This window comes from Streptomyces sp. AMJ-169 (assembly GCF_055597585.1).
This window is the reverse complement of the sequence record NZ_JBVLTJ010000009.1, coordinates 121,661-142,206: the sequence shown is the minus strand read 5'-3', so window position 1 is coordinate 142,206 and position 20,546 is coordinate 121,661. Positions and strand designations below refer to the sequence as shown.

Sequence of the window (20,546 nt, the reverse complement as noted above, 5' to 3'; positions counted from 1 at the left end):
AAACGTACCGGACGAGGGGGTCCGGTCACCGGCCCACTCGAAGAAGGTTGTTGGGGGCTATGCGCATTGGTGTCCTCACGTCCGGCGGCGACTGCCCCGGCCTGAACGCCGTCATCCGGTCCGTCGTGCACCGCGCCGTCGTCGACCACGGCGACGAGGTCATCGGTTTCCGGGACGGCTGGAAGGGCCTCCTGGAGTGCGACTACCTCAAGCTCGACCTCGACGCCGTGGCCGGCATCCTGGCGCGCGGCGGCACCATCCTCGGCTCCTCCCGCGTCCAGCCCTCGCATCTGCGCGACGGGGTGGAGCGGGCGAAGGGGCACGTGGCCGAGCTGGGGCTCGACGCGATCATCCCGATCGGCGGTGAGGGCACCCTCAAGGCCGCGCGGCTCATGTCCGACGCGGGGCTGCCCGTCGTCGGCGTGCCGAAGACCATCGACAACGACATCGCCGTCACCGACGTCACCTTCGGTTTCGACACGGCCGTCGGCGTCGCGACCGAGGCGCTGGACCGGCTGAAGACGACCGCCGAGTCGCACCAGCGGGTGCTCGTCGTCGAGGTCATGGGGCGGCACACCGGCTGGATAGCGCTGCACTCCGGGATGGCGGCCGGCGCGCACGCCGTGGTCGTGCCGGAGCGGCCCTTCGACATCGACGAGCTGACCCGGCGGGTCGGGGAGCGGTTCGCGGCGGGCAAGCGGTTCGCGATCGTGGTGGCGGCGGAGGGGGCCAAGCCGGCCGCCGGGACCATGGAGTTCGACGAGGGCGGCACCGACGTGTACGGGCACGAGCGGTTCGCCGGGATCGCCCGGCAGCTGTCGGTCGAGCTGGAGAGCCGGCTCGGCAAGGAGGCCCGGCCGGTCATCCTCGGGCACGTCCAGCGCGGCGGCACCCCGACCGCGTACGACCGCGTCCTCGCCACCCGCTTCGGCTGGCACGCCGTCGAGGCCGTGCACCGGGGCGAGTTCGGGAAGATGACCGCGCTGCGCGGCACGGACATCGTCATGGTGTCCCTCGCGGAGGCGGTGGAGACGCTGAAGACGGTGCCGCAGGAGCGGTACGACGAGGCGGAGTGCGTGCTTTAGAAACCCTCTTCAGGACCCCGCTTCAGGACCCGGTGCGGGGGGTCGGCCGGGGCGGCTCTACTCTGATGGGCGGACGAATTGCACCACTACGAGTCTGGAGCCGCCTTTATGGATCACAGCGGGCACGGCATGACCATGGATCTGCCGCCGTTCACGCTGGGGCGGGGGCTCGAATGGTCCACCGATCCGTTTTTCCTCGTCGCGTGTATCGCGGGACTCGCGTTGTACGGATGGGGGGTCATAAGGCTGCGGCGGCGCGGCGACTCCTGGTCCTGGGCGCGGACAATTTCCTTCGTGCTCGGGGTGCTGACGGTCGCGCTCGTGATGCTGACGAAGCTGAACGACTACGGAATGGCCATGTTCAGCGTGCACATGGTGCAGCACATGGTGATCAGCATGGTCTCGCCGATTCTGGTGCTCCTCGGGGCGCCGGTGACGCTGGCGCTGCGGGCGCTGCCGGTGGCCGGCAAGGGCCGCAAGGGGCCGCGTGAGCTGCTGCTCGCGCTGCTGCACAGCCGGTACATGCGGATCGTCACGCACGCCGGGTTCACCATTCCGCTGTTCATCGCGAGCCTGTACGCGCTGTATTTCACGCCTCTGTTCGACACGCTGATGTCGACGAAGACGGGGCACGTCGCGATGATGGTGCACTTCTTCGCGGTCGGCATGGTGTTCTTCTGGCCGATCATCGGTGTGGACCCCGGTCCGAACCGGCCCGGATATCTGATGCGGATGCTGGAGCTTTTCGCGGGAATGCCGTTCCACGCGTTCTTCGGAATCGCGCTGATGATGGCGTCCGAGCCGATGGTGGAATCCTTCAAGAACCCGCCCGCCTCGCTCGGCATCGACGCGCTCTCCGACCAGAGCGCGGCCGGCGGTATCGCGTGGGCGTTCTCCGAGATCCCCTCGGTGATCGTGCTGATCGCCCTGCTGTTCCAGTGGTACGGCTCCGAGCAGCGGCAGGCCAAGCGGCAGGACCGGGCCGCGGACCGCGACGGCGACCAGGAGCTGGCGGCGTACAACGCCTATCTCGCGTCGCTCAACTCACGCAAGGGCTGATCCCGGGGCACCATGGAGGTGGACCGCCCTGCGGAGGGCGGCCCTGAGGAGGGTGTCACGATGGCCGGTTCCACGGACAGCTCCACGAAGACCATGGGGGTGCTCACCGTCGGCGGACTCGTCGCGGTGACCGCCTACACGGTGGCCCTCGGCTCCAACGGCTGGCTGTGGTTCGGCTGGGTGGTGCTGGGTCTGATCACGCTGGCGATGGTGGTCATGAAATCCGGCTGAGCGGCGGTCAGTGCACGCCCGGCTGGTATTTCGGCAGCCGGGCGGTCACCTTCATGCCGGCGCCCACGGCCGTCTCGATGACCAGGCCGTACGCGTCGCCGTACACCTGGCGCAGGCGGTCGTCGACGTTGGACAGGCCGATGCCGCCGGAGGGGCTGATCTCGCCGGCGAGGATGCGGCGCAGCAGGGCGGGGTCCATGCCGGCGCCGTCGTCCTCGATGACGACGGTGGCCTCGGCGCCGGTGTCCTGGGCGGTGATGCGTATGTGGCACTTGTCCGCCTTGCCCTCCAGGCCGTGCTTGACCGCGTTCTCGACCAGCGGTTGCAGGCACAGGAACGGCAGCGCGACGGGGAGGACTTCCGGGGCGATCTGGAGGGTGACGGCGAGGCGGTCGCCGAAGCGGGCCCGGACGAGGGCCAAGTAGTGGTCGATGGCGTGGAGTTCGTCGGCGAGGGTGGTGAAGTCCCCTTTGCGGCGGAACGAGTAGCGGGTGAAGTCGGCGAACTCCAGCAGCAGATCGCGGGCGCGCTCGGGGTCGGTGCGCACGAACGAGGCGATCACCGCGAGGGAGTTGAAGATGAAGTGCGGGGAGATCTGGGCCCGCAGCGCTCTTATCTCGGCCTCGATGAGCCGGGTCCGCGAGTCGTCGAGGTCGGCCAGCTCCAGCTGCACGGACACCCACCGCGCGACCTCCCCCGCCGCCCGCACCAGCACCGCCGACTCCCGCGGGGCGCATGCGACCAGCGCGCCGTGCACCCGCTCGTCGACGGTCAGCGGCGCGACGACCGCCCAGCGCACCGGGCAGTCCGGCGCGTCGCAGTCCAGCCGGAACGCTTCTCCCCGCCCCGACTCCAGCGGCCCCGCGAGCCGCTCCATGATCTCCGCCCGGTGATGCGCGCCGACCCCGTCCCAGGCCAGCACGCCCTCCTCGTCGGTCAGACACAGCGCGTCGGTCCCCAGCAGCGACCGCAGCCGCCGCGCCGACTTCCGCGCCGACTCCTCGGTCAGCCCCGCCCGCAGCGCGGGGGCGGCGAGGGAGGCGGTGTGCAGGGTCTGGAAGGTGGCGTGCTCGACGGGCGTCCCGAGCCCCCCGAGCACCTGCGGCCGAGCCACCCGCCGCCCGAGCCAGAACCCGGCCCCGAGGAGGGGGAGCACGGCGACGAGGAGCCCGGCGAGGAATCCGCTCATGGGGTGCGCTCCGAGGAGGCCGGGGGGTCGGCCGGTGCGGGCAGATCGTACGAGGCCGGCGCCGGAAGGTCGTACGCGGCCGGCGCCGTCTGTTCCGCCGCCGGAAGGGCCGCCCTCCTCCCCTCCCCCATCCGCAGCTCCTCCGGCAGATGGAAGCGGGCCAGGATCTCGGCTGTGCCCGGGGGGACGCGGCTCGGGGTGGACAGGGAGACCAGGATCATCGTCAGGAAGCCCAGCGGCACCGACCACAGCGCCGGCCAGGCCAGTAACGCGTGCCAGGTGCCCCGTACCGGCAGGCCCGCCATGGTCGTGGCGACCGCCGCGAACGCCGCGCCGCCGCCGACCAGCATGCCCGCCGCCGCCCCCGGCGGGGTCAGGCGGCGCCACCAGATGCCGAGGACCAGCAGGGGGCAGAACGAGGACGCGGAGACGGCGAAGGCGAGGCCGACCGCGTCGGCCACCGGGAGGCCGCCGACGAGGAGGCTCGCGGCGAGCGGCGCGGCCATCGCGAGCAGCGTGCCGAGCCGGAAGTGCCGCACCCCGCGCGCGGGCAGCACGTCCTGCGTGAGGACGCCCGCGACCGCCATCGTCAGCCCCGACGCGGTCGACAGGAACGCGGCGAACGCCCCGCCCGCCACCAGCGCGCCCAGCAGATCGCCGCCGAGCCCGCCGATCACCCGGTCCGGCAGCAGCAGCACGGCCGCGTCGGCGTCGCCGGTGAGGGCGAGTTCGGGGGCGTAGAGCCGGCCCAGGGCGCCGTACAGGGGCGGCAGGAGGTAGAACGCGCCGATCAGGGCGAGCACCGCGACCGTCGTGCGGCGGGCGGCGACGCCGTGCGGGCTGGTGTAGAAGCGGACGACGACGTGCGGCAGGCCCATGGTGCCGAGGAAGGTCGCGAGGATGAGCCCGTACGTCGCGTACAGCGGGCGTTCCTCGCGGCCGGCGGCGAGGGACGTCGACATGCCGCCGTTGCTGCCGCGTTCGGCGGTGGGGACGGCGGCGCCCTCGGGGAAGGTGAGGCGGGTGCCGTGGACGACGTGGTGGGTGCCCGCCGCCAGCTCCAGGACCGTGTCCCGGTGGTGCCGGCCGTCGACCGTGCCCGTCACCGTGACCGTCAGCGGGCGGTCCAGGCGCAGGTCCAGGGTGTCGGCGACGCGGACCGTGCGCTGTTCGCGGAAGGTCGCCGGTTCCGCGAAGGCGCCCCGGGGCGCGCCGTCGCCGTGCCAGGCGAGGACGAGGAAGAGGGCGGGGACGAGCAGCGCGGTCAGCTTCAGCCAGTACTGGAAGGCCTGCACGAAGGTGATGCTGCGCATGCCGCCGGCCGCGACGGTCGCGGTGACGACGACGGCGACGATGACCCCGCCGAGCCAGCCGGGCGCCCCGGTCAGGACGGTCAGTGTGAGCCCGGCGCCCTGGAGTTGGGGCAGGAGGTAGAGCCAGCCGACGCCGACGACGAAGGTGCCCGCGAGCCGGCGCACGAAGCCGGAGGAGAGCCGGGCCTCGGCGAAGTCGGGGAGGGTGTAGGCGCCGGAGCGGCGCAGCGGGGCGGCGACGAAGATGAGCAGGACGAGGTAGCCGGCGGTGTAGCCGACCGGGTACCAGAGCATGTCGGGGCCCTGGACGAGGACGAGTCCCGCGATGCCGAGGAAGGAGGCGGCGGAGAGGTACTCGCCGCTGATGGCGGCGGCGTTGAGGCGGGGTCCGACGGTGCGGGAGGCGACGTAGAAGTCGGACGTCGTGCGGGAGATGCGCAGGCCGAAGGCGCCGACGAGGACGGTCGCGACGACGACGAGGGCGACGGCCGGGACGGCGTAGGAGGAGTTCACCGGTCCTCGACCAGGCGGACGAAGTCCCTCTCGTTGCGTTCGGCGCGCCGCACGTACCAGCGGGCGAGCAGGACGAGCGGGGCGTACAGGCCGAAGCCGAGGATCACCCAGGTGAGGCCGCGCGCGCCGGGGGTCGCGGCGAGGACCAGCGGGAGCGGTCCGATCAGCAGTCCGAGGACGGTGAACACGGCGAGGGCGGCGCGCAGTTGGGAGCGCATGAGGGAGCGGACGTAGGTGTGGCCGAGGGTGGTCTGTTCGTCGATCTCGGTCCGGGGGCGGTAGCCGCCGGCGGGGCGCTTGGTGCGGCGGGGCGGTCCGGTGACGGTGACGCGGCGCTCGGCGGGGTCCTGGTTCGGCACCTTTCAGAGTCTCCTGGTCGGCGGCCCGCCGCGGGGCGCTTTCACGTTCTCCTCATCAGCAGTTCGCGCAGTTCGCGGGCGTGCCGCCGGGAGACCTGGAGTTCCTCGGCGCCGACGAGGACGCTCACCGACCCGGCGTCCAGCCGGAGTTCGCCGATGTGGCGCAGGGCGACGAGGTGGCGGCGGTGGATGCGGACGAAGCCCCGGGCGCGCCAGCGTTCCTCCAGGGTGGACAGGGGGATGCGGACGAGGTGGCTGCCGCGTTCGGTGTGCAGGCGGGCGTAGTCGCCCTGGGCCTCGACGTGGGTGATGTCGTCGACGGGGACGAAGCGGGTGACGCCGCCGAGTTCGACGGGGATCTGGTCGGGGTCGGGTTCGTGCACGGGGATGCGCGGCGCGGCGCCGCGCAGTTCGGCGGCGCGCCGCACCGCTTCGGCGAGGCGTTCCTTGCGGACCGGTTTGAGGAGGTAGTCGACGGCCTTGAGGTCGAACGCCTGGACGGCGAAGTCCTCGTGGGCGGTGACGAAGACGATCAGCGGGGGGCGGGCGAAGCCGCCGAGGAGGCGGGCGAGGTCGAGCCCGTCGAGGCCGGGCATCTGGATGTCGAGGAAGACGACGTCGACGGCCTCGGGGCCGCCGGGCCCGGACTCCAGGGCGCGGTTGATGCGGCGCAGCGCCTCGGTCGCGTCCCCGGCGCCCTCGGCGCTGCCGATCCGGGGGTCGGCGTTGAGGAGGTACAACAGCTCCTCCAGGGAGGGGCGTTCGTCGTCGACGGCGAGGGCGCGCAGCATGAAGTCGGAGTGTAAGGGGGATCGGGGTCCGTGCACACGTGGCGGACGGGGGCGGTCGCGGTGGCGATCGCGGCGCGTTCGCCCTGGATATGGTGCCGCCATGACCCCCTTCGACGAACTCGACCGGAAGATCATCACCGCGTTGATGGCGAACGCGCGGACCAGTTTCGCCGAGATCGGCCAGGCGATCGGGCTGTCCTCGACGGCGGTGAAGCGGCGGGTGGACCGGCTGCGGGAGAGCGGGGTGATCACGGGGTTCACGGCGACGGTCCAGCCGGCGGCGCTGGGGTGGCGCACGGAGGCGTACGTGGAGGTGTACTGCGAGGGCGCCGCGCCCCCGAGGCGGCTCGCGGAGGTGGTGCGCAACCATCCGGAGATCACGGCGGCGATGACGGTGACGGGCGGGGCGGACGCGCTGCTGCATGTGCGGGCGCGGGACGTGGAGCACTTCGAGGAGGTGCTGGAGCGCATCCGGGTCGAGCCGTTCATCCGCAAGACGATCAGTGTGATGGTGCTGTCGCACCTGCTGCCGGACGCCCCGGAGGCGGGAGCCAGCCAGCTCGCACCAGACGTGCGTGAGGAGGCTTGAACACGCAGCATTCCTGCACGGACACGCAGTGTTGATTCCTTGTCCTGCGCCCAGCCGGTTTTCTACCGTTGATCACACCTCGTAGATACCACTGGAAATGCGGAGGAACCCCTCTGTGTCAGACTCCCGTGTGCCGCGCCCCCGGCGTTTTCTGGTCTGCGAACCCAGACATTTCGCCGTGCAGTACGCGATCAACCCCTGGATGCACCCCGACACCCCCGTCGACGTCGACCTCGCGCAGGAGCAGTGGCAGTCGCTGATCCGCGCCTACCGCGCGCACGGCCACACCGTCGACGCGGTCGAGCCGGCGCCCGGCCTGCCCGACATGGTGTTCGCGGCGAACTCGGCGGTCGTCGTCGACGGCCGCGTCCTGGGCGCCCTCTTCCACGCGCCCGAGCGGCGCCCGGAGTCCGTCCACTTCGACACCTGGTTCAAGGCGGCCGGGTACGACGTGCGCCGCCCGGAGCACACCGTCGAGGGCGAGGGCGACCTCGTCTGGACCGGCCGCTACCTCCTGGCGGGCACCGGTTTCCGCACGTCACGGGAGGCGCACCGGGAGGCGCAGGAGTTCTTCGGCCGCCCGGTGATCGGGCTGACGCTGACCGACCCGTACTTCTACCACCTGGACACGGCGCTGTTCGTCCTCGACGACGACAACGTCGTGTACTACCCGGAGGCGTTCTCCCCCGGCAGTCGCGAGGTCCTGAAGGCGCTCTACCCCGACGCCGTCCTGGCCACCCGGGAGGACGCGCTGGCCTGGGGCCTGAACTCGGTCTCCGACGGCCGCCACGTCTTCATCGCCCCGCGCGCGGAGTCCCTCGCGGCCCGCCTCGCCGACCACGGCTACGTCCCCGTCCCCGTCGACCTCTCCGAGTTCCACAAGGCCGGCGGCGGCATCAAGTGCTGCACCCAGGAGATCCGCTGATGACCGTGGTGACCGACATGCGTACGTCCGACGAGCTGATCCGCGCGGAGGGCCCGGTCCTCGCGCACAACTACCACCCGCTGCCGGTGGTCGTGGCCTCCGCCGAGGGCGCGTGGGTCCAAGACGTCGAGGGCCGCCGCTACCTGGACCTCCTCGCCGGCTACTCGGCCCTCAACTTCGGCCACCGCCACCCCCAGTTGATCGAGGCGGCCCACCGCCAGCTGGACCGCCTCACCCTGACCTCCCGCGCCTTCCACAACGACCGCCTCGCCGAATTCGCCGAACGCCTGGTCGAGTTGACCGGCACCGAGATGATGCTCCCGATGAACACGGGCGCGGAGGCGGTCGAGTCGGCCGTCAAGATCGCCCGCAAATGGGCGTACGACGTCAAGGGCGTCCCGGCGGACCGGGCGACGATCGTCGTGGCCGCCGACAACTTCCACGGCCGCACGACGACCATCGTCAGCTTCTCCACCGACGAGAGCGCCCGCGCCGGCTTCGGCCCCTTCACGCCGGGGTTCCGGATCGTCCCGTACAACGACCTCGCGGCGCTGGAGGCGGCGGTCGACGAGACGACGGCGGCGGTGCTCATCGAGCCCATCCAGGGCGAGGCCGGGGTGGTCATCCCGGACGACGGATACCTGGCGGGCGTACGGGAGTTGACGCGCCGCGCGGGGTGCCTGTTCATCGCCGACGAGATCCAGTCGGGGCTCGGGCGGACGGGGCACACGCTGGCCGTGCGGCACGAAGGGGTCGTCCCGGACGTCATCCTGCTCGGCAAGGCGCTGGGCGGCGGGATCGTCCCCGTCTCGGCGGTCGTGGGGCGGCGGGACGTCCTCGGGGTGCTGCATCCCGGGGAGCACGGGTCGACGTTCGGCGGGAATCCGCTGGCCGCGGCGGTCGGGACGGCTGTGGTGGAGCTGCTGGAGACGGGTGAATTCCAGCGGCGGGCTTCGGAGTTGGGGGAAGTGCTGCGGGAGGGGCTGGCTGATCTGGTCGGGCACGGGGTCGTGGGCTTCCGGGCGCGCGGGCTGTGGGCGGGCGTGGACGTCGATCCGGCGCTGGGGACGGGGCGCGAGGTGAGTGAACGGCTCATGCGGGAAGGGGTGTTGGTGAAGGACACGCATGGGTCGACGATCCGGATCGCGCCGCCGTTGTGCATCACGGAGGGGGAACTTCGGTCGGCGGTGGGGGTGTTGGGGAGGGTGTTGGGGTGATCTCTGGGGGGCGGCGGGGAGTTCTCGTGCGGCGGGCTGCGGGGAGTCGGCGGGTTCTCGTGCGGCTCGCGGCGGGGAGTTGGCGGGAGTTCTCGTGTCGCGCGCGGCGGGGAGTTCTCGTGCGGCGAGCTGCGGGGAGTCGGCGGGTTCTCGTGCGGCTCGCGGCGGGGAGTTGCCGGGAGTTCTCGTGTCGCGCGCGGCGGGGAGTTCTCGTGCAGGGCGCGGCGAAGAGTTCCCGTCCCCTCCCCCGCCCCCTACACTGACCCCACCCCACCACCCGGCTGACCTGCCGGAAGCCGGTCGTCGCGGGGGTCGTGCCGAAAGGGCGCCCGATGTTCTACCGACTCCTCAAGTACGTGCTGATCGGCCCCTTGCTGAAGCTGCTCTTCCGGCCGCGCATCGAGGGGCTGGAGCACGTCCCCGGGAGCGGCGCGGCCATCGTCGCGGGCAACCATCTCTCCTTCGCGGACCACTTCCTGATGCCGGCCGTCCTCAAGCGGCGGATCACCTTCCTCGCCAAGGCCGAGTACTTCACGGGCCCTGGTCTGCGCGGCCGGCTCACCGCCGCGTTCTTCCGCAGCGCGGGCCAGATCCCGGTCGACCGCTCGGGCAAGGAGGCGGGGCGGGCGGCGATCCGCGAGGGCCTGTCGGTGCTGGCCCAGGACGACCTGCTGGGCATCTACCCGGAGGGCACCCGCTCGCACGACGGCCGCCTCTACAAGGGCAAGGTCGGCGTCGCGGTGATGGCCCTGACCGCCCAAGTCCCGGTCGTCCCCTGCGCGATGATCGGTACGTTCGAGGCACAGCCGCCGGGCAAGCTGATCCCGAACCTGCACCCCGTCACGATCCGGTTCGGCGCCCCGCTCGACTTCTCCCGCTACACGGGCCTGGAGCACGACAAGACAGCCCTGCGCGCCGTCACCGACGAGATCATGTACGCCATCATGACCCTCTCCGGCCAGGAGTACGTCGACCGGTACGCGGCGGAGGTGAAGGCGGAGGAACAGCGGAAGTTCCCTAGGATGCCGCTGAGTTGAGGGCCGGGTTGTGCAGCGGGGCTCGCCGGCGTTTCGGGCGGGCGGCGTTCGAGGATCAGCCCAGCTCACCGGCGTTCCGGGCCGGCGGTGTTGCGAGGGTCAGCCCAGCTCGCCCAGCGCCCGGTCCAGCAGCTCCCGCAGCTGAAGCCCGTCCGCGGCCAGCGCCGTGACCAGCGCGGCGGGCCCAGCGAGCGGCACGACCGTCGCGGCCCCCTCCCCGAGCACCCGCACCGCGACCGGCCGCTCCGCGAACTCCGGCCGTACGACGAGGAGTTGTCCCAGCGCCCGGTGTCCGCCCAGTACGGCGGGCCCGTCCCAGCCGCCCGGCGCTCCGGGGCCGCACGTCAACTCCTGGTCGAGGAGGGTCCGTTGCCCGACGTTCAGGGTCAACCGGCTGCTCAGGAACCCGGGTTCCTCCCCCGCCCGGCCCAGCACCTGCTCCTCCCGGAACACCAGCCGGGCCCCGCTGTCGACGTCGATCCGCGTCGAGACGTACAGCTCGCTCCCGGCGGCCGAGATCAACTGCTCGGGCAGCCAGTGAAGTTCACCCGAACCGGCGACCCGCAGCCGGACGTCGTAACGAGCCTCGCCCTTCGCCTGGCCGGGCAGCGCGATGGTCGCGGCGGCGGAGCCGACGTCCAGCCGGGCACCGTCCTCGACGTCCGTCTCGACGCGGAACCGGTCACCGCCGAGGGGACCGCTCATGGCCCCGACGAGCATCACCCGGGCCGCACCGCCGCGGACCTCGCGGGTGCGGCGCAGGGCGAGGGGGCCGTCGCTCTCCAGAACGGGGAGCGAGGTGCCGCCCCGGCCGTCGGGGAGGGCACGGAGACGGGCGGTGGCGCTGACGCCGGTAGCGGGCGCCACGCCGGGCATGCCGGTCACGTTCGGCACGTCGGGCAGGCCGCTCGCGCTCGACACGCCGGTCACCTCAGCCGCTCCCGTCACGCCGACCACACCCGCCACACCCGCCACACCCGTCACGCCGTCCACCCCCGCACCTGCCCCCGCACCCACTCCGCGACCTCCCCGACCCCCGCCGCCGAGCGCAGGGACTGGAAGACGACCGGGAGTTCGGCGCGCTGGGCCTTCGCGTCGGCGGCCATCCGGGCTAGGTCGGAGCCGACGTACGGCGCGAGGTCGGTCTTGTTGACGATCAGCAGGTCGGCGGTGGTGACACCGGGACCCCCCTTGCGCGGGATGTCGTCCCCGCCCGCGACGTCGATGACGAAGATCTGCGCGTCCACGAGCCCCTTGGAGAACGTCGCGGTGAGGTTGTCACCGCCGGACTCGACGAGGATCAGATCCAGCGGGCCGACCTCCTCCTCCAGCTCCTCCACCGCTTCGAGGTTGGCGGAGATGTCGTCCCGGATCGCGGTGTGCGGGCAGGCCCCGGTCTCGACGGCGCTGATCCGCTCGGGCGGCAGCACGGCCTCCCTCAGCAGGAACTCGGCGTCCTCGCGGGTGTAGATGTCGTTGGTGACGACGGCGAGGCTCAGCTCGTCGCGCAGGGCCCGGCAGAGCGCGGCGACGGTCGCGGTCTTGCCGGAGCCGACGGGCCCGCCGAGCCCGATGCGCACGGCGCGCCGGGTGCCGTCGGGGCGGTGGGCGTCGGCGCTGACAGCGGAGTGGGTGTGGGAGTGGTCGAGGTGCATGGGGGACTCCTTGCTCGAAAGGTCAGGAAGCGAAAAGGCGTGCCTGCCGGCCCGCGTGGACCTCCGCCCCCAGCTCCAGCAACGGACTGGAGGCGGCGGGCAGTCGGGCCGGCACCGCCGTCCCCGCCGCGACCGCCCGGTCCACGACCAGATCCAGCTCCGGCGCCAGCCGGGCCAGCACTCCGGTCGCCTGGAAGGGATCGAGGCTCAGCAGCCGCACCACCGCCGTCGCCGGCCCGCCCACGCTCTCGTACGCGGCGCAGTACGCGGCGTCCTGCGGCCCGAGTCCGGCCGCGCGGGCCGTGACCCCCAACACCACAGGCTGGTGTGCCCCTTTGGGGAACTCACCGGCGAGGGCGTCGAGTTCGGGGGAGGGCCAGGTCGCGCGTGCCGCCCGCATCAGCTGGCGGCCGAGTTTCCGGGCGGCAACGCGCAGTGCCGGGGAGGGAGTTCGGGCGTCCGCCTGTCCGTCCAGCCACACCGGGTCGGCTCCCGCGGCGGCCGCTGCCGCGAGGGACGCCGCGACCAGTCCCGTCGTGTGCAGCCGGCCCCGGCAGAACGTCTCCAGGGTCCCGACTCCCGTGATCCGCCCGGCCCTCACCGCCTCCTCCGCCCCGCCGGAGTGCGCGTGGCCTCCGGCGGGGAAGCGGCCGTCGGCGAGGACGAGCAGTGCCGCTCTGGACATCAGAACAGGAAGTACCGCTGGGCCAGCGGCAGTTCGGCCGCCGGGGTGGCCTCGACCAGTTCGCCGTCGATGTGCACGGCGAAGCTGTCGGGGTCGACGCGGACGTCCGGGCGGGCGTCGTTCTCCCGCATGTCGGCCTTGGTGACCGCGCGGGTCGACTCGATCGCGACGAACTTCTTGCCCAGCTGGAGCCGGTCCGGGAGGCCGTCCTCGATCGCCAGCTGGGCGACGAAGTTGAAGGAGTTGGCGGCGGGCGCCCGGCCGATCGCGCCGTACATCGGGCGGGGCAGGACCGGCTGCGGGGTCGGAATGGAGGCGTTGGCGTCGCCCATCTGCGCGTAGGCGATCTGGCCGCCCTTGACGACGAGATGCGGCTTCACACCGAAGAACTGCGGGTTCCACAGGACGAGGTCGGCGAGCTTGCCGGTCTCGACGGAGCCGATCTCGCGAGCGAGGCCCTGGGCGAGCGCGGGGTTGATGGTGTACTTCGCGACGTAGCGCCGTACGCGGTGGTTGTCGGCGCGGCCGTCGCCGGGGAGGGCGCCGCGTCTGCGCTTCATGACGTGGGCGGTCTGCCAGGTGCGCAGGATGACCTCGCCGACGCGGCCCATGGCCTGGGAGTCGGAGGAGATGATCGAGATGGCGCCCATGTCGTGGAGGATGTCCTCCGCGCCGATGGTGGAGGGGCGGATCCGGGACTCGGCGAAGGCGAGGTCCTCGGGCACGGCCGGGTTGAGGTGGTGGCAGACCATCAGCATGTCGAGGTGTTCCTCGGCGGTGTTGACGGTGTAGGGGCGGGTCGGGTTGGTGGAGCTGGGCAGGACGTGCGGCTGGGAGACGACCGTCATGATGTCGGGCGCGTGCCCGCCGCCGGCGCCCTCGGTGTGGTAGGCGTGGATGCCCCGGCCGGCGATCGCGGCGAGCGTGTCGCCCACGAAACCGGCCTCGTTGAGGGTGTCGGTGTGGATCGCGACCTGGATGCCGGTCTGGTCGGCGACCGTGAGGGACGCGTCGATGACGGCCGGGGTCGAGCCCCAGTCCTCGTGCAGCTTGAGGCCGAGGGCGCCGCCGCGGATCTGGGCGAGCATCGCGTCGTGCGAGACGGTGTTGCCCTTGCCGAGGAACCCGATGTTGAGCGGGTACTGCTCCATCGCCTCCAGCATCCGCGCGAGGTGCCAGCGGCCCGGCGTGACCGTCGTCGCCTTGGAGCCCTCGGCGGGTCCGGTGCCGCCGCCGACGAGGGTGGTGACGCCGGACGACAGCGCCTCGTCGGCGATCTGCGGGCAGATGAAGTGGACGTGCGCGTCGACCGCGCCGGCCGTGAGGATGCGGCCGTTGCCCGCGATGATCTCGGTCTCGGGGCCGATCACGAGGTCGGGGTGGACGCCGTCCATCGTGTCCGGGTTGCCGGCCTTGCCGATGCCGCTGATGCGGCCGTCGCGGATGCCGACGTCGGCCTTGACGATGCCCCAGTGGTCGACGATCACGGCGCCGGTGATGACGGTGTCGGGCGTGCCCTGGGCGCGGGTGACGCGGGACTGGCCCATCGACTCGCGGATGACCTTGCCGCCGCCGAACACGGCCTCGTCGCCTGCGAGTCCGGGGCCGCCGCTGCGGTCCTCCTCGATCTCGATCAGCAGGTCGGTGTCGGCGAGCCGGATGCGGTCGCCGGTCGTCGGGCCGAACAGGTCGGCGTACGCGGCGCGGGAGATCTCAGGCATCGAGGGCACCTCCGGTCTCCCCGCGCAGGCCGGGTACGATCCGGGCGCCGGCGAGCGGGACGAGTTCGACGGCCACGGGGATGCCGGGCTCGAAGCGGACGGCGGTCCCGGCGGCGATGTTCAGCCGCTTGCCGCGCGCGGCGGCCCGGTCGAACTCCAGACCGGGGTTGGTCTCCGCGAAGTGGTAGTGGGAGCCGACCTGGACCGGCCGGTCGGCGGCGTTGAGGACCGTGAGCCGGGTGACCTCGCGGCCCGCGTTGTACACGATCGGCCCGTCGGCGAACAGGATCTCTCCGGGAATCATCGCGGCCCCCTTCAGACGATCGGGTCGTGGACGGTGACGAGCTTGGTGCCGTCCGGGAAGGTCGCCTCGACCTGGACGTCGTGGATCATCTCGGGGATGCCCTCCATGACGTCGTCCCTGGTCAGCAACTTGCGGCCGGACGCCATGAGTTCGGCGACGGTCCGGCCGTCGCGGGCGCCTTCGAGGAGGTGCGAGGTGATGAGCGCGACCGCCTCGGGGTGGTTGAGCTTCAGTCCCCGGGCCCGGCGCTTCTGAGCGACGTCGGCCGCCACATGGATCAGCAGTCTCTCCTGCTCGTGCGGGGTCAGTTGCACGTCCCACCTCTGCCTTCCTCGCCGCAGATGCGCTGCGGATGCGTGGAGGGAGGCTAGTTCGAACGCGTTTCGAGGACGTTAACCGGAGCGTGATCCACAGGACGTGTCCGGACGATCACCCGACCGCCGGACCCCGGTGCTCGGCCGCGATCCCGAACCGCTGGCGTTCGCGGGGAGCGGAAGCGACCTCTCGGACTGCGGAAACGGAGCTGATGACCTGCGGCTCCTCGGCCTGCGCCCGGTCCAGGGCGTCGAGGCGCTCGAGATCGGCCGCCGAGACCAGCGCGACCAGGGGTTTTCCATGCCGGGTGACGACGACGCGCTCGGCGCCGTACACCACCCGGTTGATCAGATCGGCGAGCTCAGCCCTGGCTTGCGTCACCGGAATCTCGTAGGCCATGAGGCCATTCTAACGTGACGTACGTCCTGTACATTTTTTACAGATGCCGATCCCAGGTTCACCCTGAGGAGGGGGTACCCATGACCCGACCCACCGCCCGCCACGTCCTCCCCGAGTTTCACGAGCGCACGAGCTACGGCCACAAGACCCTCGACCCGTACGCGAAGCTCCTGGAGGAACGGATCGTCTTCCTGGGCACCCCGGTCGACGACATCGCGGCGAACGACGTGATGGCCCAGCTGATGCACCTCGAACACCGCGCCCCGGACCAGGACATCTCCCTGTACATCAACTCGCCCGGCGGCTCGTTCACGGCGATGACGGCCGTCTACGACACGATGCGGTACGTCACCTGCGACGTGGAGACGGTCTGCCTGGGCCAGGCCGGCTCCCCGGCGGCGGTCCTGCTCGCGGCCGGCGCCCCGGGCAAGCGTCTCGTCCTGCCCGGCGCCCGCGTGGTGCTCAGCCAGCCCGAGTCCGCCGAGGGCTTCCAGGGCCAGGTCAGCGACCTCGCCGTCCAGGCCGGCGAACTCGCCCGCACCCGCGCCCGCCTGGAGGAGATGCTGGTACGGCACACCGGGCGCGCCCCGGAGCGGATCGCCGCGGACATCGAGCGCGACCTGATCCTGGACGCGGCCGGCGCGGTGGCGTACGGCATCGCCGACGGCGTCGTACCGAGCCGCAAGGGGCGGTGACCGTGCTGCCCGACCTGCCGCCGCTGCCCGCGCTGACCCGCGCGGAGGCCGAGCTGATCGACCGTTATCTGGAGGTCGTCGACCTGCTGGGCCGGATCAACCCGGCCCACGACGGCGACACCTACCGGGGCCTGCGGGCCGCCCAGGCGCTGGTGGGCAAGGCGGCGGCGCTGCGGGACGCGCTCGCGCTGATGCACCAGCGCGGCGAGAGCGAGGTGCACGCCCCGACGCTGGCGCGGGCGCTGCGGGTGCTGGACGGGGAGCGGCGCACGGGGCGGGTGACGCTGCCGCCGGGGACGGGGAGTTGAGGCGGGGTCGCGTCGGCCTCAGGCGCGTACTCTTTCTTATGACATGTGCGATTTACTGAGCGCCCGTCGATGCCTCAGCTCCCTCACCCGGCTCACTCCCGGAGCACGGAAGCACGGCTGCGCACCCCGGCCCTCCGCCCCGCGAATGTGCTCTCGCCCACGCTCCCTCCAGCCGACGTACGCCCGTCTCCGGGCCTGCCCGATGCCGCACCGCCGCCCGGGAGCCGACACCGCGTGAAATGGCCGCAGAACGCCCCCTGTTCGGCGTAGCGGACACCCCCGCGTACGGCCCGCTCCACCTGCGCGACCTGCGCGGACGAGGTGCGCGGTGCGGTTCTCCACCCCTGCTCGGGGGCCGCGCAGGTGGCGGACACGTGGCCGGAAGCTGAACTGTTCACTCGAACGGGTGAGTGGTGAGTAAGCCCACAAATCCACGAAACCGTTGGGTTTTTGGGGCATCGGTGAGCCAAGATCCCTGTCTGACGACAAGCCCCCGCCAGCAGAGGCGGGGCGGTCCGGGCGGACGCCGAGTCCTGCCGCCGCCCGGATGACCGGTCGACAGGAGTGCATCGGCAGGAGTGGAGGACCCAGGCAGTACGGGTCGCCGGCAGCGGTCACGCCATGACCGGAGCCGAGCAGCCCTTGGGGTGAAGCCGTGGTGACACGGCCGGGCAACTTCGCCAGCCCGAATCCGACAGGTCATCCTTCACAGGCGGCTGACGAAGGGTTGCGCATGACTGCGCTCAATCGTGTCCCGTCGCTGATGGTCCGCGCCGGTGCGGCCTCGGCCTTCGCCATCGCCGCCGTGGGCGGCTCGGTGGTCGTACCGGGTGTCGCCTCCAGTGCGGAGGCCGCCACTCCGGCGACGAAGGCGCTCCAGATCGCGGCATCCAAGAAGGGCTCCCCGTACAGGTACGGCGCCAACGGACCCCACCGGTTCGACTGCTCAGGGCTCACCCAGTACGCGTTCAAGAAGGCGGGCAAGACCCTGCCGCGTACCACCACCCAGCAGTACAACAAGACCCGGCACATCTCCGCCTCCCAGCGGCAGGCGGGTGACCTGGTCTTCTTCCACTCCGGCTCGAACGTCTACCACGTCGCGATCTACGCGGGCGCGAACAAGGTGTGGCACTCCCCCAAGACCGGTGACGTGGTGCGGCTCCAGAAGATCTGGACCAAGAGCGTCTGGTACGGACGGGTGAAGTAGCAAGGCCGGTCGACCGGTTCTAGGCGGTGGCCTCCGGCCGCGGTGCCGGGGCGGTCCAGGGCAGCTCGATCGAGACCGTCTTGCCGCCCTCGTGGGTGGGCCGCACCTGGAGCCGGCCGCCGTGCTCCGCCGTCAGCGAGCGGATGATCACCAGCCCCCGGCCGTTGTCCTGCTGGACAGCGGCCGGGAGCCGTTTGGGGAACCGCGGGTGGCTGTCGGTGACGCCGAGCCGCAGCTGTTCGTCCCGGTCCAGGGCGAGCGCGACGGTGAACGTGGGCGAGAGCCCGAAGGTGTGCTGCACGGCGTTGGTGGCGAGTTCCGAGACGATCAGCCGGACGGTGTCGACGAGTTCGGCGCCCGCCGGCAGCCCCCACTCGGTCAGCGTGCCCGCCGCGAATCGGCGGGCCGCGGCGATCGACACCGGGTCGCTCGGCAGGGTGACGGATGCTTCCAGGTGGTCTGCCATGGCGACGTCGTCCCTTTCCCACGGGACCGGTCCGACACGGCGCGGATGGTTCGAGTACGGTCCCGGACTGGTGGTTCACCGCCAGAGTGCCATTCCACGCGGGCGTCGGTGCGGCGATCCACCAGGATATGCATATATCTGTCGCCCGAAGCGGTGAACTCTGCTACGGCAGAGCGGATTTGGGCGGCGGGTGCGAAGGCCTGGAGTTAAGGAGTTCGGCCATGCAGCATGGTCCCGCCGTGCGCCGGCGGAAACTGGGCGCGGAACTGCGCGCGTTACGCACCGGCGCCCGGCTCACGAGCGGCGAGGCGGCCCGGCTCGTGGGCTGGCACCAGTCGAAGGTGAGCCGGATCGAGACCGGCACCAGCAGTGCGAAACCGGCCGATGTGCGGCTGCTGCTGGATCTGTACGGGGTGGACGACGGCAGACTGCGCGAGCTGATGCTGGTGCTCGCCGGTGTGGACGAGGGCCACGGGCGGGACCACTGGTGGCACGCCTACCGGGGGGTGCTGCCGCCCACGTACCGGGACTTCATCAGCCTGGAGTCGCAGGCGAGCGCGATGCGCACGCTGGAGACGACGGTCGTGCCGGGGCTGCTCCAGACCCCCGAGTACGCCCGCGCGGTGACCCGGGCGGCGGTCGAGGGACAGGAAGAAGCCCAGCTCGACGCCCTGGTGGAGGTACGCCTGGCCCGCCAGGACGTGCTGCTCGGCTCGCCGCCGCTGCTGCTGAGCGCGGTGCTGGACGAGGCGGTGCTGCGCCGGGAGGTCGGCGGGCCCGAGGTGATGGAACGTCAGCTGGAGCGGCTCCTCGAAGCGGCGAAGCTTCCCCAAGTGAGGCTCCAGGTACTGCCGTTCACCGCCGGGGCGCATATCGGTATCACCGGGCCTTTCGTTATCTTCTCGTTTTCGAGCGTTTCTGATCTGGACGTGGTTGTTCTGGACCACTTGACGAGTAGTCATCATCTCGAAGGGAAAGAAGACCTCCGGGCCTACTCGGAGGCCTTCACCACCCTTCAGATCCACGCCCTTTCCCCCGAGGACTCGCTGGATTTCATCGCCGGGATATAGGTGACGGCGCGTAAGGAGGCAACTTCATGACCGCACTGCCTCGGAACGTACCTTCCGCAACCGAACTGCTCGCGGCCGGCTGGCTGCGCAGCAGTCACAGCACCGGGGCCAACAACTGCGTCGAGTGGACGGGCCCGGGGTCCGTGACGCTCGCCGTACGCGACTCCAAGGCACCCGCCGGACCCGCACTGGTCTTCTCGCCCGCAAGCTGGGCCCGCTTCACCCGCGCGCTGCGCTGACCGGCGGCCCGGGACGCCGTCCGCACGGCCGTGCACGCCGACTCATGGCCGCGCCGCGACGACCGCCCCCACCGCCCGCTCCACCTCCGCCTCGGCGAGGTCGGCGCGGGCGGTCAGCCGCAGCCGGGAGACGCCGTCCGGCACGGAAGGAGGACGGAAACAGCCCACGGAGAGACCGGCGGCCCGGCAGTCCGCCGCCCATTTGACCGCCGCCTCGGGGGAGGGCGCGCGCACGGAGACGACCGCGGCGTCGGGACGGACCGCGTCCAGGCCCGCCGCCGTCAGCCGCGCGTGCAGCCCGGCGGCCACCGCACGCACCCGCGCCGCCCGCTCCGGCTCCCGCCGCAGCACCCCGAGCGCCGCCTGGGCGGCCCCGACGGCGGCCGGCGCGAGCCCGGTGTCGAAGATGAACGTCCGCGCGGCGTTCACCAGATGCCCGATCACCCGCGCGGGCCCCAGCACCGCCCCGCCCTGGCTGCCGAGCGACTTGGACAGCGTGACGGTGACGACGACGTCGCCGGCCCCCGCGAGCCCGGCCGCATACGGCGCCCCGCGCCCGCCCGCGCCCAGCACCCCGAGCCCGTGCGCGTCGTCGACGACCAGCCCCGCCCCGTGCTCCCGGCAGGCCGCCGCGAGCGCCGCGAGGTCGGCCGCGTCGCCGTCGACGGAGAAGACCGTGTCGGAGACGGCCACCGCGGGCCCCTCGTACGTCCTGAGCGCCTTGCGGACGGCCTCCGGGTCGGCGTGGCCGACGACCTGGGTGGTGCCCCGGGCCAGGCGGCAGCCGTCGATCAGGGAGGCGTGGTTGCCGGCGTCGGAGAGGATCAGGTGGCCGTCGGGGGCCAGCGCGGTGACGGCGGCGAGGTTGGCAGCGTAGCCGGAGGAGAACACCAGCGCCGCCTCGGCGCCGCAGAACTCCGCCAGCTCGCGCTCGAACTGCGTGTGCAGCTCGGTCGTGCCGGTGACGAGCCGGGAGCCGGTCGCGCCGGCGCCCCAGGTGCGGGCCGCGCGCGCCGCCGCCTCCGTGACCTCGGGGTGGCGGGCGAGGCCCAGGTAGTCGTTGCTCGCGAGATCCAGCAGCGGACTGCTCGCGGGGCGCGGGCGCAGTGTCCGTACGAGTCCGGCGCGGCGGCGCTGCTCCGCGCGGTCGTCGATCCAGCCGAACGCCATGACT

General features: G+C 72.1%; 25 protein-coding genes and 1 riboswitch. Of the genes, 12 read left to right on the top strand and 13 right to left on the bottom strand.

Translation table 11 applies throughout. From position 1 onward, the window contains the following. Window positions 1-59: 59 nt before the first annotated feature. From ACYUD3_RS22950 to ACYUD3_RS22940, 3 genes are all read left to right on the top strand, one after another. Window positions 60-1,085, top strand: coding sequence for a 6-phosphofructokinase (locus ACYUD3_RS22950; protein ID WP_470972774.1), 1,026 nt, complete (start codon window positions 60-62; stop codon window positions 1,083-1,085). 108 nt (window positions 1,086-1,193) lie between these two features. Further along, window positions 1,194-2,144 carry a cytochrome c oxidase assembly protein gene (locus ACYUD3_RS22945; RefSeq protein ID WP_470972772.1) on the top strand — a complete coding sequence of 317 codons (951 nt, stop codon included), beginning with the start codon at window positions 1,194-1,196 and terminating at the stop codon, window positions 2,142-2,144. Window positions 2,145-2,204: 60 nt separating this feature from the next. Beyond that, window positions 2,205-2,375 (top strand): hypothetical protein, encoded by a 171-nt coding sequence (locus tag ACYUD3_RS22940; RefSeq protein WP_470972770.1) that lies wholly within the window; start codon window positions 2,205-2,207, stop codon window positions 2,373-2,375. A gap of 7 nt (window positions 2,376-2,382) precedes the next feature. Here the strand turns inward: ACYUD3_RS22940 and ACYUD3_RS22935 are convergent, their stop codons facing one another. Genes ACYUD3_RS22935 through ACYUD3_RS22920 form a run of 4 tightly spaced genes read right to left on the bottom strand, consistent with a single transcriptional unit; the run spans window position 2,383 to window position 6,540 of the window. After that, a complete protein-coding gene (locus ACYUD3_RS22935; protein ID WP_470972768.1) occupies window positions 2,383-3,564 on the bottom strand; it encodes a sensor histidine kinase in 1,182 nt (393 codons plus the stop codon). Then, window positions 3,561-5,390 (bottom strand): sodium/solute symporter, encoded by a 1,830-nt coding sequence (locus tag ACYUD3_RS22930; RefSeq protein WP_470972766.1) that lies wholly within the window; start codon window positions 5,388-5,390, stop codon window positions 3,561-3,563. The genes ACYUD3_RS22935 and ACYUD3_RS22930 overlap by 4 nt, the downstream gene beginning before the upstream one ends. After that, a complete protein-coding gene (locus ACYUD3_RS22925; RefSeq protein WP_470972764.1) occupies window positions 5,387-5,749 on the bottom strand; it encodes a hypothetical protein in 363 nt (120 codons plus the stop codon). Before ACYUD3_RS22925 ends, ACYUD3_RS22930 begins: the two co-directional genes overlap by 4 nt. 41 nt (window positions 5,750-5,790) lie before the next feature. After that, window positions 5,791-6,540: a LytR/AlgR family response regulator transcription factor gene (locus ACYUD3_RS22920; protein ID WP_470972762.1), complete on the bottom strand. Its 750-nt coding sequence runs from the start codon at window positions 6,538-6,540 to the stop codon at window positions 5,791-5,793. Window positions 6,541-6,640: 100 nt separating this feature from the next. On the opposite strand from ACYUD3_RS22920, the gene ACYUD3_RS22915 reads away from it, so the two are divergent. The 4 genes from ACYUD3_RS22915 (at window position 6,641) to ACYUD3_RS22900 (ending at window position 10,308) form a co-directional block, all read left to right on the top strand. Further along, window positions 6,641-7,129 (top strand): Lrp/AsnC family transcriptional regulator, encoded by a 489-nt coding sequence (locus tag ACYUD3_RS22915; protein WP_470972760.1) that lies wholly within the window; start codon window positions 6,641-6,643, stop codon window positions 7,127-7,129. A 115-nt stretch (window positions 7,130-7,244) separates the two neighbouring features. After that, window positions 7,245-8,054 (top strand): dimethylargininase, encoded by an 810-nt coding sequence (ddaH, locus tag ACYUD3_RS22910; RefSeq protein WP_470972758.1) that lies wholly within the window; start codon window positions 7,245-7,247, stop codon window positions 8,052-8,054. Next, window positions 8,054-9,271, top strand: a complete 1,218-nt coding sequence (gene rocD / locus ACYUD3_RS22905; protein WP_470972756.1) for an ornithine--oxo-acid transaminase — start codon at window positions 8,054-8,056, stop codon at window positions 9,269-9,271. Before ddaH ends, rocD begins: the two co-directional genes overlap by 1 nt. A 332-nt stretch (window positions 9,272-9,603) precedes the next feature. Beyond that, window positions 9,604-10,308 (top strand): lysophospholipid acyltransferase family protein, encoded by a 705-nt coding sequence (locus ACYUD3_RS22900; RefSeq protein ID WP_470972754.1) that lies wholly within the window; start codon window positions 9,604-9,606, stop codon window positions 10,306-10,308. Between the two features lie 99 nt (window positions 10,309-10,407). On the opposite strand, the gene ACYUD3_RS22895 is transcribed toward ACYUD3_RS22900, so the two are convergent. The 7 genes from ACYUD3_RS22895 to ACYUD3_RS22865 form a co-directional block, all read right to left on the bottom strand. Continuing rightward, the gene (locus ACYUD3_RS22895; RefSeq protein ID WP_470973235.1) at window positions 10,408-11,184 is read right to left on the bottom strand and encodes an urease accessory protein UreD; all 777 of its coding nucleotides are present in this window, start codon (window positions 11,182-11,184) and stop codon (window positions 10,408-10,410) included. 104 nt (window positions 11,185-11,288) lie between these two features. Beyond that, window positions 11,289-11,963 carry an urease accessory protein UreG gene (gene ureG / locus ACYUD3_RS22890; protein WP_470972752.1) on the bottom strand — a complete coding sequence of 225 codons (675 nt, stop codon included), beginning with the start codon at window positions 11,961-11,963 and terminating at the stop codon, window positions 11,289-11,291. Window positions 11,964-11,985: 22 nt separating this feature from the next. Further along, entirely contained in the window at window positions 11,986-12,648 is a 663-nt protein-coding gene (locus ACYUD3_RS22885; RefSeq protein ID WP_470972750.1) for an urease accessory protein UreF, read from the bottom strand. Continuing rightward, window positions 12,648-14,369: an urease subunit alpha gene (locus tag ACYUD3_RS22880; RefSeq protein ID WP_470972748.1), complete on the bottom strand. Its 1,722-nt coding sequence runs from the start codon at window positions 14,367-14,369 to the stop codon at window positions 12,648-12,650. Before ACYUD3_RS22880 ends, ACYUD3_RS22885 begins: the two co-directional genes overlap by 1 nt. After that, entirely contained in the window at window positions 14,362-14,673 is a 312-nt protein-coding gene (locus ACYUD3_RS22875; RefSeq protein ID WP_470972747.1) for an urease subunit beta, read from the bottom strand. Before ACYUD3_RS22875 ends, ACYUD3_RS22880 begins: the two co-directional genes overlap by 8 nt. Before the next feature lie 11 nt (window positions 14,674-14,684). Further along, window positions 14,685-14,987 (bottom strand): urease subunit gamma, encoded by a 303-nt coding sequence (locus tag ACYUD3_RS22870; RefSeq protein ID WP_470972745.1) that lies wholly within the window; start codon window positions 14,985-14,987, stop codon window positions 14,685-14,687. Between the two features lie 115 nt (window positions 14,988-15,102). Next, complete coding sequence (locus ACYUD3_RS22865; RefSeq protein ID WP_470972743.1) at window positions 15,103-15,387, bottom strand: type II toxin-antitoxin system Phd/YefM family antitoxin; 285 nt, start codon at window positions 15,385-15,387, stop codon at window positions 15,103-15,105. Between the two features lie 80 nt (window positions 15,388-15,467). Here ACYUD3_RS22865 and ACYUD3_RS22860 point away from each other — a divergent pair, with 80 nt between their 5' ends. The 3 genes from ACYUD3_RS22860 to ACYUD3_RS22850 all read left to right on the top strand — a co-directional run bounded on the left by ACYUD3_RS22860 (window position 15,468) and on the right by ACYUD3_RS22850 (window position 17,597). Next, window positions 15,468-16,082: an ATP-dependent Clp protease proteolytic subunit gene (locus tag ACYUD3_RS22860; protein ID WP_470972741.1), complete on the top strand. Its 615-nt coding sequence runs from the start codon at window positions 15,468-15,470 to the stop codon at window positions 16,080-16,082. A gap of 2 nt (window positions 16,083-16,084) precedes the next feature. Further along, window positions 16,085-16,390, top strand: coding sequence for a hypothetical protein (locus ACYUD3_RS22855; protein ID WP_470973232.1), 306 nt, complete (start codon window positions 16,085-16,087; stop codon window positions 16,388-16,390). Window positions 16,391-16,945: 555 nt separating this feature from the next. Next, window positions 16,946-17,120, top strand: a riboswitch (cyclic di-AMP (ydaO/yuaA leader). A 3-nt stretch (window positions 17,121-17,123) separates the two neighbouring features. Then, a complete protein-coding gene (locus ACYUD3_RS22850; RefSeq protein ID WP_470972739.1) occupies window positions 17,124-17,597 on the top strand; it encodes a C40 family peptidase in 474 nt (157 codons plus the stop codon). Between the two features lie 19 nt (window positions 17,598-17,616). Here ACYUD3_RS22850 and ACYUD3_RS22845 read toward each other — a convergent pair whose 3' ends face one another. Continuing rightward, window positions 17,617-18,063 carry an ATP-binding protein gene (locus ACYUD3_RS22845; RefSeq protein ID WP_470972737.1) on the bottom strand — a complete coding sequence of 149 codons (447 nt, stop codon included), beginning with the start codon at window positions 18,061-18,063 and terminating at the stop codon, window positions 17,617-17,619. A gap of 221 nt (window positions 18,064-18,284) precedes the next feature. On the opposite strand from ACYUD3_RS22845, the gene ACYUD3_RS22840 reads away from it, so the two are divergent. Next, complete coding sequence (locus ACYUD3_RS22840; RefSeq protein WP_470972735.1) at window positions 18,285-19,133, top strand: helix-turn-helix domain-containing protein; 849 nt, start codon at window positions 18,285-18,287, stop codon at window positions 19,131-19,133. A 26-nt stretch (window positions 19,134-19,159) separates the two neighbouring features. Then, entirely contained in the window at window positions 19,160-19,372 is a 213-nt protein-coding gene (locus ACYUD3_RS22835; RefSeq protein ID WP_470972733.1) for a DUF397 domain-containing protein, read from the top strand. A 42-nt stretch (window positions 19,373-19,414) separates the two neighbouring features. Here the strand turns inward: ACYUD3_RS22835 and ACYUD3_RS22830 are convergent, their stop codons facing one another. Then, window positions 19,415-20,542 carry an 8-amino-7-oxononanoate synthase gene (locus ACYUD3_RS22830; protein WP_470972731.1) on the bottom strand — a complete coding sequence of 376 codons (1,128 nt, stop codon included), beginning with the start codon at window positions 20,540-20,542 and terminating at the stop codon, window positions 19,415-19,417. Window positions 20,543-20,546: the final 4 nt, after the last annotated feature.

What these genes read in the sequence shown, in the direction of transcription:
- ACYUD3_RS22945 (WP_470972772.1), top strand. Translation starts at nt 1,194, where the DNA reads ATGGATCACAGCGGGCACGGCATGACCATGGATCTGCCGCCGTTCACG.
- ACYUD3_RS22830 (WP_470972731.1), bottom strand. Translation starts at nt 20,542, where the DNA reads ATGGCGTTCGGCTGGATCGACGACCGCGCGGAGCAGCGCCGCCGCGCC.
- ACYUD3_RS22880 (WP_470972748.1), bottom strand. Translation starts at nt 14,369, where the DNA reads ATGCCTGAGATCTCCCGCGCCGCGTACGCCGACCTGTTCGGCCCGACG.
- rocD (WP_470972756.1), top strand. Translation starts at nt 8,054, where the DNA reads ATGACCGTGGTGACCGACATGCGTACGTCCGACGAGCTGATCCGCGCG.
- ACYUD3_RS22900 (WP_470972754.1), top strand. Translation starts at nt 9,604, where the DNA reads ATGTTCTACCGACTCCTCAAGTACGTGCTGATCGGCCCCTTGCTGAAG.
- ACYUD3_RS22865 (WP_470972743.1), bottom strand. Translation starts at nt 15,387, where the DNA reads ATGGCCTACGAGATTCCGGTGACGCAAGCCAGGGCTGAGCTCGCCGAT.
- ACYUD3_RS22850 (WP_470972739.1), top strand. Translation starts at nt 17,124, where the DNA reads ATGACTGCGCTCAATCGTGTCCCGTCGCTGATGGTCCGCGCCGGTGCG.
- ACYUD3_RS22875 (WP_470972747.1), bottom strand. Translation starts at nt 14,673, where the DNA reads ATGATTCCCGGAGAGATCCTGTTCGCCGACGGGCCGATCGTGTACAAC.
- ACYUD3_RS22935 (WP_470972768.1), bottom strand. Translation starts at nt 3,564, where the DNA reads ATGAGCGGATTCCTCGCCGGGCTCCTCGTCGCCGTGCTCCCCCTCCTC.
- ACYUD3_RS22950 (WP_470972774.1), top strand. Translation starts at nt 60, where the DNA reads ATGCGCATTGGTGTCCTCACGTCCGGCGGCGACTGCCCCGGCCTGAAC.
- ACYUD3_RS22860 (WP_470972741.1), top strand. Translation starts at nt 15,468, where the DNA reads ATGACCCGACCCACCGCCCGCCACGTCCTCCCCGAGTTTCACGAGCGC.
- ureG (WP_470972752.1), bottom strand. Translation starts at nt 11,963, where the DNA reads ATGCACCTCGACCACTCCCACACCCACTCCGCTGTCAGCGCCGACGCC.
- ACYUD3_RS22885 (WP_470972750.1), bottom strand. Translation starts at nt 12,648, where the DNA reads ATGTCCAGAGCGGCACTGCTCGTCCTCGCCGACGGCCGCTTCCCCGCC.
- ACYUD3_RS22920 (WP_470972762.1), bottom strand. Translation starts at nt 6,540, where the DNA reads ATGCTGCGCGCCCTCGCCGTCGACGACGAACGCCCCTCCCTGGAGGAG.
- ACYUD3_RS22840 (WP_470972735.1), top strand. Translation starts at nt 18,285, where the DNA reads ATGCAGCATGGTCCCGCCGTGCGCCGGCGGAAACTGGGCGCGGAACTG.
- ACYUD3_RS22915 (WP_470972760.1), top strand. Translation starts at nt 6,641, where the DNA reads ATGACCCCCTTCGACGAACTCGACCGGAAGATCATCACCGCGTTGATG.
- ACYUD3_RS22835 (WP_470972733.1), top strand. Translation starts at nt 19,160, where the DNA reads ATGACCGCACTGCCTCGGAACGTACCTTCCGCAACCGAACTGCTCGCG.
- ACYUD3_RS22845 (WP_470972737.1), bottom strand. Translation starts at nt 18,063, where the DNA reads ATGGCAGACCACCTGGAAGCATCCGTCACCCTGCCGAGCGACCCGGTG.
- ACYUD3_RS22940 (WP_470972770.1), top strand. Translation starts at nt 2,205, where the DNA reads ATGGCCGGTTCCACGGACAGCTCCACGAAGACCATGGGGGTGCTCACC.
- ACYUD3_RS22895 (WP_470973235.1), bottom strand. Translation starts at nt 11,184, where the DNA reads ATGCCCGGCGTGGCGCCCGCTACCGGCGTCAGCGCCACCGCCCGTCTC.